The 12,427-nt window shown below is 70.9% G+C and carries 11 protein-coding genes; 9 read left to right on the top strand and 2 right to left on the bottom strand.

From position 1 onward, the window contains the following. Positions 1–20: 20 nt before the first annotated feature. Complete coding sequence (locus ACWGKQ_RS01560; RefSeq protein WP_453289834.1) at positions 21–1,205, top strand: M20 family metallopeptidase; 1,185 nt, start codon at positions 21–23, stop codon at positions 1,203–1,205. Between the two features lie 754 nt (positions 1,206–1,959). Here ACWGKQ_RS01560 and ACWGKQ_RS01565 read toward each other — a convergent pair. After that, entirely contained in the window at positions 1,960–2,529 is a 570-nt protein-coding gene (locus ACWGKQ_RS01565; RefSeq protein ID WP_453289835.1) for an Lrp/AsnC family transcriptional regulator, read from the bottom strand. Positions 2,530–2,758: 229 nt separating this feature from the next. Between ACWGKQ_RS01565 and ACWGKQ_RS01570 the strand changes: the two genes are divergently transcribed. The 8 genes from ACWGKQ_RS01570 to ACWGKQ_RS01605 all read left to right on the top strand — a co-directional run bounded on the left by ACWGKQ_RS01570 (position 2,759) and on the right by ACWGKQ_RS01605 (position 11,180). Continuing rightward, positions 2,759–4,345, top strand: a complete 1,587-nt coding sequence (locus ACWGKQ_RS01570) for an ABC transporter substrate-binding protein (protein WP_453289836.1) — start codon at positions 2,759–2,761, stop codon at positions 4,343–4,345. A 4-nt stretch (positions 4,346–4,349) separates the two neighbouring features. Continuing rightward, positions 4,350–5,447 (top strand): ABC transporter permease, encoded by a 1,098-nt coding sequence (locus tag ACWGKQ_RS01575; RefSeq protein ID WP_453289837.1) that lies wholly within the window; start codon positions 4,350–4,352, stop codon positions 5,445–5,447. Further along, positions 5,444–6,310, top strand: coding sequence for an ABC transporter permease (locus tag ACWGKQ_RS01580; RefSeq protein ID WP_453289838.1), 867 nt, complete (start codon positions 5,444–5,446; stop codon positions 6,308–6,310). The genes ACWGKQ_RS01575 and ACWGKQ_RS01580 overlap by 4 nt, the downstream gene beginning before the upstream one ends. Further along, a complete protein-coding gene (locus ACWGKQ_RS01585; RefSeq protein WP_453289839.1) occupies positions 6,307–7,092 on the top strand; it encodes an ABC transporter ATP-binding protein in 786 nt (261 codons plus the stop codon). The genes ACWGKQ_RS01580 and ACWGKQ_RS01585 overlap by 4 nt, the downstream gene beginning before the upstream one ends. Next, on the top strand, positions 7,089–8,039 hold the full coding sequence (locus ACWGKQ_RS01590) for an oligopeptide/dipeptide ABC transporter ATP-binding protein (RefSeq protein WP_453289840.1): 951 nt from the start codon (positions 7,089–7,091) through the stop codon (positions 8,037–8,039). Before ACWGKQ_RS01585 ends, ACWGKQ_RS01590 begins: the two co-directional genes overlap by 4 nt. A gap of 313 nt (positions 8,040–8,352) precedes the next feature. After that, positions 8,353–9,501, top strand: coding sequence for a M24 family metallopeptidase (locus tag ACWGKQ_RS01595; protein WP_453289841.1), 1,149 nt, complete (start codon positions 8,353–8,355; stop codon positions 9,499–9,501). A 279-nt stretch (positions 9,502–9,780) separates the two neighbouring features. Next, positions 9,781–10,281 carry a YybH family protein gene (locus ACWGKQ_RS01600; RefSeq protein ID WP_453289842.1) on the top strand — a complete coding sequence of 167 codons (501 nt, stop codon included), beginning with the start codon at positions 9,781–9,783 and terminating at the stop codon, positions 10,279–10,281. Positions 10,282–10,970: 689 nt separating this feature from the next. After that, a complete protein-coding gene (locus tag ACWGKQ_RS01605) occupies positions 10,971–11,180 on the top strand; it encodes a hypothetical protein (RefSeq protein ID WP_453289843.1) in 210 nt (69 codons plus the stop codon). A 766-nt stretch (positions 11,181–11,946) separates the two neighbouring features. On the opposite strand, the gene ACWGKQ_RS01610 is transcribed toward ACWGKQ_RS01605, so the two are convergent. Beyond that, positions 11,947–12,297, bottom strand: a complete 351-nt coding sequence (locus tag ACWGKQ_RS01610; protein WP_453289844.1) for a MerR family transcriptional regulator — start codon at positions 12,295–12,297, stop codon at positions 11,947–11,949. Positions 12,298–12,427: the final 130 nt, after the last annotated feature.

Genomic DNA, 12,427 nt, shown 5'->3' on the forward strand with positions numbered 1-12,427 from the left:
GAGCCACGAGAAAGCCGGTCATGACCGCAACACCCGCACCCGCCGCCGTCCTCACCACCCGTGCCCAGGAGGTCTCCGCGGAGATCGTCGCCGACATCCTCACGCTCGTCGGTCAGGAGACCGGCAGCTACGACCTCCACGGTCTCGCCGCCGGCCTGGACGTCCTGCGCGAACTCGCCGTCCACAGGCTGGGGAAACCCGACCACGAGCACCGTCACCCCGGCGGCGCGCACGGCGACACCCTCACCCTGACCTACACCGGGGCCGCCCCCGGACATGTCGCCCTGGTCGGCCACTACGACACCGTGTGGCCGACCGGCACGCTGGCCGGCTGGGAACAGCCCTCGAACGTGCCGAACGGCCGGGCGCGGCTCGGTGGACCGGGCATCTTCGACATGAAGACCGGTCTGGCGCAGGGCATCTGGGCCCTGAAGCTGGCCCGCGAGACCGGTACTCCGCTCCCGACCGTCACCTTCCTCTTCAACGGCGACGAGGAGATCGGCTCCCTCTCCTCCCGCCCGGTCATCGAGGAGGTCGCTGCGAAGGTCGACGTCACGCTAGTCCTCGAGCCGACCGCGGGCGGCGCCGTGAAGACCGCCCGCAAGGGCTCCGGCATCTTCACGGCCACCGCCGTCGGCATCGAGGCCCACGCCGGGCTCGCGCCGCAGGACGGGGCCAGCGCCATCCTGGCCCTCTCCGAATTCGTGCTCGCCGCCTCGAAGATCGCCCGCCCGGAGGCCGGTACAACCATCAACACCGGTCTGATCAACGGCGGTTCGGCCACCAATGTGGTCGCCGGGCGGGCCACCGCCACCATCGACATCCGGGTCACCAGCGCATCCGAACAGGCCCGCGTGGACGCCGAGTTCGACGCCATCGAGGTCACCGACCCCCGGGTGCGGATCGAGGTCGACCACGCCTGGAACCGGCCTCCGATGACCCTCAACGCCGCCTCCGCCCCGCTCCTCGCCCTCGCCCGGGAGGTCGCCGCCGAACAGGGCCGCGAGCTCCCCGACACCGCCGTCGGCGGCGCGAGCGACGCCAACTTCGTCGCAGCTCTCGGCCTGCCGGTGCTGTGCGGAATGGGCGCGGTCGGCGACGGGGCCCATGCACAGGGCGAGTTCGTCTACCCCGACACCGTGCCCACGCAGACGGCCCTGGTCGCCGGACTGCTGGGACGGCTGACGGAACCACTGCGCGGCTGAGCGACGGCCGTATCCGGCGGGACAGCCGGGCGATGCGGCATCGGGCGCCCGTCCCCGAAACCGGCGATCTCGACGGGCGGGTCACGAGGGTGCTGCGACGGCCGGTGAGGGAGGCGAGGGCGACCGGCCGGAGCTCATCGCCGCCGGTGCGGGTCACTCGGTGCCGGCGGGACTGTGGGCGTCCTCGTCCGGGAAGAGGGTCACGGCCACGTGGTGGGTGTCGGCGTATTCGACGACGGAGGAGAGCCTGCCGTCGCGGACAAGCCCGTGACGAGCGGCGCGGCTCGGCGACGGACGTCGGCGTCGTATCCGGCGACGAGGGCCATGGGCTGGATCATTCCCGTTCTCCTTGGCCGAGCGAGGTGAACAGGTCGAAGACTTCGCGGCTACGCCGGTCGTCCTCACGCCAAGCGCCGTGTCGGGCCGCGCAGTTGGGGAGGGAGGAAACGGCAGCCGATGAGCCGACGGGGACCTCGCGCCCTCCGCGTGCCCGATCTCTGTACGCCGGACGGACCAGCACCTGCTGGTAGGTCCCGACCTGCGTTGATCTGTCGTCGTGGCGACGCGTCGCTCGCCCGGTCGCACCGCTACTGACCGCGGTTGACCGCTCTTATGGGCACACCGAGGGCACGGCGCGATGAACGGACGGGTGGTGCCCGTGCAGGGCGGCCGGCGCCCCGGGTCGCGACTCGCTCCGGTGTCCGGTCAGGGGCATCGTCGCGCGTGCGCACATGGATGGTGACAGCCTTCGCTGTCATACCTCCGGCTCGGAAGCGCGCTGGAGGTCGGCCCGTCCCTCGGCGGCGCGGATGAAGCGGGTCATGCCGAACTGGCTGGCTCCGGGGGTGTCCTGAGGGGTACCCGGCGCCGCATCGGTGGGGCGGGGCACGGACGGCAGGACGTAGGGGCGGCGGAGCACCTCGTCGAGGATGATCACGGTCTCGGTCGCGCGGACCGCGGGAATCGTGGAGAGCCGGTCGGTGACCAGACGATGGACCGCGGTGACGTCGGCCACCCGGATCTGGATCATGGCGTCGTGCTGGCCGGTGGTGACCGCGCAGTACTCCACCTCCGGCATCTGGGCAAGCGCGGTGCGGAACTGTTTCCACAGCTCCTGGCGGACCGTGACGAAGATCAGGGCGCAGATCTCCAGGCCGACCCGGGTGTGGTCGACGCGGGCGCTGAAGCCGTTGATCACGCCGTCGGCGCGGAGGGCTTCGAGGCGGGTGTAGGCGTTCGCGCGGGAGACGCCGACGCGATCCGCGAGGGCCGCGACGGAGATGCGGCCCTGGGTGCGGAGGACGTCGAGGATCTTGAAATGCACCGAATCCAGGGCAAGGCCGATGCCGATCCGTCCAGAGCGCCGTTCACCCGGGGGCTCCGGAGTGGACTGATCTTCCATGTTCGCGCCTCTCCGTCGATTTTCGTCTCGCGCTGGTCCCGTCGGCCGAGAGTCCTGGTTAGTTTCGGCCCACCCTAACGGCGAATCGTCCAGGTCGACCTCCCGCACCCGCCCGGCCTTCTTCCGCTCCGCCCTGCTCACGGAGGCACGCATGCCCAGATTCAGTGCCGGGTCGTACCCGGCGGCACTCTCTCTCGTCGCGGTCGCGGCACTCGCGCTGAGCGCCTGCTCCGGTGGTACGGGCGCCTCCGCCTCCTCGGCCGGCAAGACCCTGGTCATCGACACGTCGTTCAACCTGAAGACCGCCGACCCGGGCCGTGAGTTCGAGCCGACCGGACAGATCGTGGACAAGGCGCTCTACGAGACGCTGCTGACCTTCAAGGGCGGCGACGTCACCAAGCCGGTGCCGGGGCTGGCCTCCTCGTACGAGCAGTCCACGGACGGCAAGACGCTCACGCTGCACCTGCGGACGGGCGCGAAGTTCGCGGACGGCAGCGCGGTCACCGCCGACGACGTGGTGTTCTCGCTGAACCGGGTGATCGCGCTCAAGGGCAACCCGTCGTTCCTGCTCGACGGCGTCACGGTCACCAAGACGGACGCCTCCACCGTCACCCTGGTGTCCAAGAAGGCGAACCCGGCGCTGCCCTTCATCCTCCCCAACCCCGCGCTCGGCATCCTCAGCGCGAAGACGGTCCAGGCCCACGGCGGCTCGGCGACCCCGGCGGACGCGGCGGAGAAGTACCTCAACACCACGTCGGCCGGCTCCGGCCCGTACACGCTCACCTCCTTCGACACCAACACCCAGGTCGTCCTGAAGAAGAACCCCAAGTACACCGGCTCGGACAAGCCCACGTACGACAAGATCGTCCTTCGCAACGTCCAGGCGCCCACCCAGAAGCTGAACGTGCAGCGCGGCGACAGCCAGATCGCCCTCGACCTCACCTCCGACCAGGTCAGCGGGCTCGGCGGCGGGCTCAAGGTGGACAGCGGTGCGTCCTCCGACGTGATCTTCCTGCTCCTCAACCAGAACACCAAGGTCAGCAGTACGACGGCCGACGCGAAGTTCGCGGAGGCGGTGCGCAAGGGCATCGACTACACGAGCCTGCTGTCGCTCGCCGGCAGCGGCTCCGTCCAGCCCGCCGGGATCATCCCCTCCACCTTCCTCGGCGCGCTGCCCGGCTCCCAGGCCGCCGGCCGCGACCTCGCCGGGGCGAAGGCGGCCCTGAAGGCGAGCGGGATCGGCAAGCCGTCCGTGACGCTCGGCTACGCCAGTGACCTGACCGTCGACGGCCTGTCCCTCCAGACCCTCGCCGAACGGGTCCAGGCACAGCTGAAGGAGGTCGGCATCACCGTCACGCTGGCGCCCGCGCCAACCACCACGGAACTGGACAACTACCGGGGCGGCAAGGAGCAGCTGGGCCTCTGGTACTGGGGCCCGGACTACCCGGATCCCAGCGACTACCTGGCCTTCCTGCCCGGCAACCTGGTCGGCCTGCGCGCGGGCTGGAAGGCCGGTGCCGACCCCGCCCTCACCGCGCTCGGCGACAAGGCGGCCACCACGATCGGCGACGACGCCCGCAAGACGCTGTACGAGCAGATCCAGACCAAGCTGAACACCGACGGCCCCTTCGTCCCGCTGATGCAGCCGAGCCGCAACACCGTCTCCGCCGCGTCCGTCACCGGTGTCGCCTACAACCCCGTATGGACGATCGATGTCGCCGCGCTGGGTGCCAAGTAAGCGTGTGAGCGGCGAGGACACGGGCGGTGGCGGAGGAGGAGGCGGCGGCCGGCCTCTCCCCCGCCGCCGTGTCCTCGCCCGTCACCCCCTCGCCCGTTTCCTGCTCCGCCGCACCGCCACCGCCGTCCTGCTCGCCGTCGGCGTGACCCTGGTGACGTTCGTGCTCACCAACCTGGTCCCGGGCGATCCGGCGGCGGCCAGCCTGGGGCAGCGCGCGATCGGCGACCCGGCGATCGTCGCCCAGTTCCGTCACCACTACGGCCTCGACAAGCCACTGCCGGTCCAGTACGTCACCTACCTCGGCAACCTGCTCCACGGCGACCTCGGCGAGTCCCAGCAGAGCCACCAGCCGGTCCTCACCGACCTGTCCGCCGCCGTCCCCGCCACCCTGGAACTCGCCGGGGCCGCGATCGTGGTCTCGCTGGTCGTGGGCGTGGCGTTCGGTGTCGTCGCGGCGCTGCGCCGGGACCGCTTCACCGACCAACTCCTGCGTGTCATAAGCCTGTTGGGGGTTTCGGTGCCGACCTTCTGGCTGGCGCTGCTCGCCTTCTACGTCTTCTTCTACCGGCTCGGCTGGGCCCCGGGCAGCGGCCGTCTCGACCCCGGCATGACCGCCCCACCGCACGTCACGGGCCTCTACACGGTCGACGCGGCACTCGCGGGGCAGTGGCCGGTGTTCTGGAGCGCGGTGGGTCATCTGGCCCTGCCCGCCCTGGTGCTGACCGCGTACACCGTCGGCCTGCTGACCCGCTTCACCCGCTCCGCCGTCCTGGAGGTGCTGAACCAGGACTACGTCCGCGCGGCCCGGGCCAAGGGCCTGCCCGGCCGGACCGTCCTCTTCCAGTACGTGCTCCGGGCAGCCCTCGTCCCCGTCGTCACGGTCGCCGGACTGGCCTTCGGGGCCCTGCTGTCGGGCACCGTCCTGGTGGAGTCGATCTTCGCCTGGCCCGGCCTGGGCGCCTACGCCTACCGCAGCGCGACCACCCTCGACCTGCCCGCCGTGATGGGCGTCGGACTGGTCGTCGGACTGGTGTACCTGACCGTCAACCTCGCCGTGGACGTGCTGTACGGCGTGATCGACCCGAGGGTGAGGGTGCAGTGAGACTCAGTCTGTTGAAACGGCTGCCGCCCGCCTGGCGCCGTCCCCTCGCGGTCACCGGCGGCCTGGTCGCCTCGTTCTGGCTGGTGATCGTGGTCGCCGCCCCGCTGCTCGCCCCGCACGACCCCCTCGCGCAGGACCTGCCCCGGCTGGCCGCCCCCGGCGCCGGGCACTGGTTCGGCACGGACGAGCTGGGCCGGGACGTGCTGAGCCGCGTCCTGTACGGCGCCCGGGTCTCCATCCCGCTCGCCCTGCTGCTGGTGGCCATGTCGCTGCTGGTCGGCGGAGTGCTCGGGGCCTGCGCCGGGTTCTTCGGGCGGTGGGTGGACGAGACGGTGATGCGGATCGCGGACCTGGTGTTCGCCTTCCCCACCGTCATCCTGGCGATGGTGGTCGCCGCCGCGCTCGGCGCCAGCCTGCAGAACGCGGTGCTGGCCGTCCTGGTCGTGTCCTGGCCGTCGTACGCCCGTGTCACCCGGGGCCTCGTGATGGGGCTGCGCAACCGTGAATTCGTGCTCAGCGGAAGGCTGTTGGGCTTCTCCGCCTGGCGTTCGCTGCGCGTCGACATCCTGCCCAACGTGCTCGGCCCGCTGCTGGTCCTGGCCACCCTCGACATCGGTACCGCGACCCTGCTGCTGTCCGGGCTGTCCTTCCTCGGGCTCGGTGCGAAGCCGCCGACCGCCGAGTGGGGCGCGATGGTGGCGGACGGCACCCAGCAGTTCGACAAGTGGTGGATCGGGGTGTTCCCGGGCCTGGCCATCCTCACCGTGGTCCTCGCCTTCAACTTCCTCGGCGACACGCTCCGGGACGCCCTCGACCCCGGCACGGCCCGCACGATCGGCGCGGAGAAGGAGCGTGTGGCATGACCACTGCCACTGTGCTGGAGATCAGCGGCCTCACCCTCGATCTGGGGGGCCGTCGCATCCTCGGCGGTGTCGACCTCGCGGTACGGCCGGGGCAGGTGCACGGGCTCGCGGGAGAGAGCGGATCGGGCAAGACCATGACCGGTCTGGCGGCGCTCGGTCTGCTGCCGCCGGGCTCCCGCACCGGCGGTCGTATCGAGCTGGAGGGCACGGACCTCCTGACCCTGCCCCCACGCCGACTGGCCGCACTGCGCGGGCGATCGGTGAGCATGGTGTTCCAGGACCCGTCCACCAGCCTGCACCCCATGCTCAGCATCGGACACCAGCTCACCGACCACCTGCGCCACCACCTGAAACTGGACCGGAAGACCGCGAAGGAGCGGGCCGCCGCACTGCTCACCCAGGTCCGGATCCCCAACCCCCGTGAGGCGCTGGGGCGTTACCCGCACCAGTTCTCCGGCGGAATGCGCCAGCGCATCGCGATCGCCATCGCGCTGGCCTGCGAACCGAAGGTGCTGATCGCCGACGAGCCGACCACCGCCCTCGACGTGACCGTGCAGGCCGGCGTACTGCGACTGCTGCGCGGCCTCTGCGACGACCTGGGCCTCGCCGTCCTGCTGGTCACCCACGACCTGGGCGTGATGTCCGCGATCGCCGACCAGGTGAGCGTGATGCGGCACGGCCTGGTCGTCGAGACCGGCCCGCGCGGCCGGGTACTGACCGACCCGCAGCACGAGTACACCCGTACGCTCCTGGACTCGCTCCCCGGAAGGAGCACGGTATGACCTCCCGCCCGACGGCCCCTCTCCTCTCCGTGGACGACCTCGTCGTCCAGTACCACCGGCCGGGCGCGCCGCCCACCCGAGCCGTCGCCGGGGTCAGCCTCCAGGTGCAGGAGGGCGAAGTCGTCGGGCTGGTCGGCGAGTCGGGCTGCGGAAAGTCCACCCTGGCGCGGGCGGTCTGCGGGCTCACCGCACCCGCGGAAGGCCGGATCACCTACGCCGGTACGCCGGTACGCCCGCTGCGGGTGCGCCGCCGCGACCCGGCCCTCACCGGCGTCCAGATGGTCTTCCAGGACCCGTACGGCTCCCTCAACCCGCGCCGCCGGGTGGGCGCGCAGCTCGCCGACGGCATCCGTACGGCCGCCGAGCGCGGCGAGGTGCCCGACGGGGCATCGCCGGAGGACCTCCTGACCCGGGTCGGACTGCCGGCGAGCGCCGCCGAGCGCTACCCGCAGGAGTTCTCCGGCGGCCAGCGGCAGCGCATCGCCATCGCCCGCGCGCTCGCGGCCCGCCCCCGGCTGCTGGTCGGCGACGAACCGATCTCCGCCCTCGACGCCTCCGCCCAGCTCCAAGTGGCCACACTGATGAGGTCGCTGGCGGTCGAATCGGGCGCCGGGCTGCTGTTCATCAGCCACGACCTGTCCGTCGTACGGCTGATCGCCGACCGGATCGCCGTGATGTACCTCGGGCGGATCGTGGAGACCGGCCCCACCGCCGAGATCTGGGACGAACCGCGGCACCCCTATACGCGGGCGCTGCTGGCCGCCGTACCGCGGCCGGACGGGGCGGGGGTGCTGCCCGCCGAACTCCCCGGCGACGTGCCCGACCCCGCCGACCCGCCGAGCGGCTGCCGCTTCCACCCCCGCTGCCCACGGGTCTTCGACGGCTGCGACCGCGAGGAGCCACAGCTGATCGCCGGGGGCGTCGCGTGCCGCCTGTACGCGGCGTGACCCGGGTGGGACGGCCCGCTCAGGAGCGCGGGACCTGACTCGCGTGCCCGCCCACATCCGTATGCCCCATGCCCCAGGACCGTCGGGGGCGCCGGGTGCGCGCCCTTCCCTGACCGACCCGGGGCCGCGCCCCGCCCCTGAGTGTGGCTCGCCCACTTCCTCACCGCGGAACCCATGCGCTCTGGAACCGCTCCACGACGACCCACCCCGGACAACGTGACCTCCCGGCGGCGTTCCCGGCGGCCCCGCGTCAGCGGTACCCCGCCGGTGGCCTTCCCGGTCGCACGACACCTCACGACTTCACGGAGCCCCGATGCGCGACGACGACCACCCCCGCCACCCCGCCGACCCGGTCCCGCCCCTGTACCCGGCCGACCGGCTCCGCACCGCCCGCCAGGCCACGGCCCGAGCCGGTCTGGACGCCCTGCTGATCTCGCCCGGCGCGGACCTGCGCTACCTGACGGGCTACGACGCCAAGCCGCTGGAGCGGCTGACCTGCCTGGTACTGCCGGCCGACGACGACCCGTTCCTGCTGGTACCGGCCCTGGAGGAACCCGCCGCGAAGGCGTCCCCGGCCGGTGACCTGGGCATCGAGATCACCGGCTGGCACGAGACCGACGACCCCTACGCCCTCGTCGCGGCCCGGCTGCCCGGCCGGACCGCCCGCTTCGGCGTCGACAACCGTATGTGGGCGGAGAAGACCACCGCCTTCCGCGCCGCCCTGCCGGGCGCCCGCCAGGAACTGGCCGGAGACGTGCTGCACGAGCTGCGGATGCGCAAGACCCCGCAGGAGGTGGCCGCTCTGCGCCGGGCCGGCGCGGCCATCGACCGGGTGCACGCCCGCATGGGCGAGTGGCTGCGGGCCGGACGTACCGAACGCGAGGTCGGACGGGACATCGCGGACGCGATCATCGCCGAGGGGCACGTACGGGCCGACTTCGTCATCGTCGGCTCCGGCCCGCACAGCGCCAGCCCGCACCACGAACTGTCCGACCGCACGATCCGGTCCGGTGACCCCGTGGTGGTCGACATCGGCGGTACGACCCAGGACGGCTACTGCTCCGACTCCACCCGCGTGTACGCGGTCGGCGAGCCACCGGCCGCCTTCCGCCGCCTCCACGACGTGCTGTCGAGCGCGCAACGCGCCCAGACCGACGCCGTACGGCCGGGCCTCACCGCCGGGCAACTGGACGCCGTCGGCCGGGACATCATCACCGACGCCGGATACGGGGCGTACTTCATCCACCGCACCGGACACGGCATCGGCCTGGAGAGCCATGAGGACCCCTACATCGTGACCGGGAACCCCCTCCCGCTCGCACCGGGCATGGCCTTCTCCGTCGAACCCGGCATCTATCTGCCCGACCACTACGGAGCGCGGATCGAGGACATCGTGATCTGTACGGAACAGGGCGGGGAGCGCCTCAACCGCACGCCTCGGGACCTGGTCGTACTCCCCTGACCCGGCGCGAACGGAGCGGGAACGGAGCGCTGACGGACCACGAGCGGAGGCAGGACGCGACGATGACCAAGGAGAAGACGCCCACGCCATGACGGAGCCGTTCGAGGACCCCGAGATCGCGCACCGGCCCCGCCCGGCCACCCGTTCGGCGAGGCCACCGCCCCTGCCTGCCTCGCCACCGCCGACAGGGGCCGGCCGCTCACGCTGCGAACGTGGGTGTACGACCGCGCCTGACCCGAGCCGCACCGTTCCATCACTCACCCACTCAAGGACTCCGTCATGCCCACTCCACCGTCCCGTTCCGTCCGTCCCGCAGCCGGTGACGGTGCCCGCCCGGGTGGGGCACCCGCCGATCTGGCCGAGGTGTGGGCGGTGATCACGGGCATGTACGCGGGCTACGTCGCGGGCGACCGCGAGCGCATCGACTCCTTCCTCGACCCCGAGGCCACCATCTGGGACTCGGCGACTCCCGAACTCCTCCGTGGCAGAAGCGAGTTGAACCATGCCCGTGACGCCCGCCCCACGACCGGCACCGGCCCCGCCGAAACCGGTCTCACGGCATACGACCAGGTCGTCGACGTCTTCGGAGACCTGGCCGTGGCCCGCTACTGGCTGAGGGTCGACTTCCGCACAGCCCCACCGGAACTGGCCCGCAACACCGCGATCCTGCGTCGCACCCATCCCGACGGCCACTGGCTCGTCGTACATCTGCACGAGGACATCCACAGTGCTTCGGCGCAGGGGAGAAAACCAGGCAACACAACACCCCCAGACCTTTGACGCGGGGCTGAAGGACGAGCGGGTGAGGAGAATCGAACTCGCGCTCTCAGCTTGGGAAGCTGAGGCATTTCGCGGGAAGTCGGGGCGTTGACCTGGACGAACCGTGGGTCTGCCCCCTCGTGTGGCTGGGTCGCTTTCCCCGTGATTCCCCGCTGTTCCCCGCCGCATCCGGTGCGCCTGTGGTGCACGGGCGTTGTCAGTGTCTGCCCGTACGCCGCGGAGAGGGGCGTCACGGAGCCGTTTTACGGGCCCTACGACGGCCTCCACCCAAACTCGCTCAGCGGCTCGCCGTGGACAAGGCGCTGAAGGGCGCACGGATGCATACGTGACCGAATCTCCACAGCGAATGCGCAACTGCGGCACGGATGCATTCGGTTGGTGCGGAGTTGTCCTGGTCGGAACTGCCGTGGCAATAGCTGTCGGTTTCCTGTGCGGGGCTACATGTAGAGAAGCTGCCCCCAATTCGTGCGCATGCGCACATGGATGAGTAGTCGACCGTTTCAACTGCCCTGCCGGGAGCAGTCACCGACTGGATGCCGGGCACGCTCCGTGATTTGATCCTTCGCACCGCCGGGATCCCGCCAAGGTGTCCGGAAACGGATGACGCGGGCCTGCGGTTGCGGCCCATCGGCCATCCCCAGCTTGGCCGCTCCCCCTTGTGGAACATCCATACGAAGGGCAGTTTCATCATGAACTCCGCTCCCCAGGTTCAGACCCTTGAAATCTCCGACGTCGAACTCGACACCGTTTCCGGCGGCCTGAGCCCGCAGGTCGGCATCGCCGCCGGCCCCACGTCGATCAGCAGCTCGGACCTCGTGGCCCAGTTCGGCGCGGTCAAGGACGGGATCCTGGACACCGTCGGCCAGTACCACCAGGTCGGCGTCACCGTCTCCTTCTGATCGCCAGATCGCAGGACTCCCTGATCGCGGGATCGCCGATACCGGCAGCCTGACCCCCGATCGGCGTCCACGGCGACAAGCCCCCTACCCGCGGGTCTTCGCTGGTAGGGGGCTTGATCATCAGGGGTTGCCTCTTCTTGCCCCGGGTCTTGTCCGGGATCTTGGTGACCTGCGCTTTCCCTGCTCAGCAGGGGGGCAGACCCTTGTGCCTGGTCGTCGTCCTTTGGTGACGAGAATCGAACTCGCGCTCTCAGCTTGGGAAGCGACGGCGCTCGGGCGGTCCATATGGCTCTGACGTGCGCAGATTCCGTGTGCTCGGGTGGTCGTGCGAGTCCGATCGCACCACTGCCGACCGTGGTTGTCCGCTCTTACGGGCACGCTGTGGGCACGGGTCGCGATGACCGGTGGGCAGAGCACGTGCACGAACGGCACTGTGCTCGGCTGAGCTCGGTCGGCGGTCCAGTAGGGAGAGCCCTCGCGCGTGCACAGACCTTCGGGTGAAGCCCGTTTCCTCCGTAAGGCCGATGGCCGCGGCCTCCTCAGGACAGCTGGCGCTCGGCCCCTTGGCTCATTTGCCGGCTTCTGAGCCGTACCACTGGAGCGACAAGTACGCAGCCCGTCCGATGGGAGCGTGCCCCTGCGACGCGAACGGCAGGAGCCGAGGCGGGTCTCTTCGCCGCGTTCCGCGCGGACGAGCGGCGGACGCCGATGCCGGCGAGCGTGGCAGTTCCTCGCGGTGCGGACGGATACGGCCCCGCCCGCGTGATCAGCCGGAACCGGAACCGGAACCGCCCGCCGCCTCACTCGTCGCGCGACGGTACTCCTCGTTGATGCGCTGAGCTTCCTCGAGCTGGTCCTCAAGGATGACGATGCGGCAGGCAGCCTCGATCGGAGTCCCCCTGTCGACGAGCTCGCGGGCACGGGCGGCAATCCGCAGTTGGTAGCGGGAGTACCGGCGATGTCCTCCCTCCGAGCGGAGCGGAGTGATCAGGCGAGCCTCACCGATGGCTCGGAGGAAGCCCGGGGTGGTTCCGAGCATCTCGGCTGCCCGGCCCATCGTGTACGCGGGGTAGTCGTCGTCATCCAGACGATCACCAAGAGGGTTGTCCGCTGTCATGTCACCTCGCTGTGCAACGCAGTCGAGGGGGCCGGGGGGCGCTCGGGCCCCCGGGCCCCCAAGCTAATAAAAAACACAAGTCTGGCCCACATCTGGGTGGCCCCTGAGTTTAACAGGAACCGCCCCCGCC

The sequence above is a fragment of the Streptomyces sp. NPDC054770 genome (assembly GCF_053611985.1).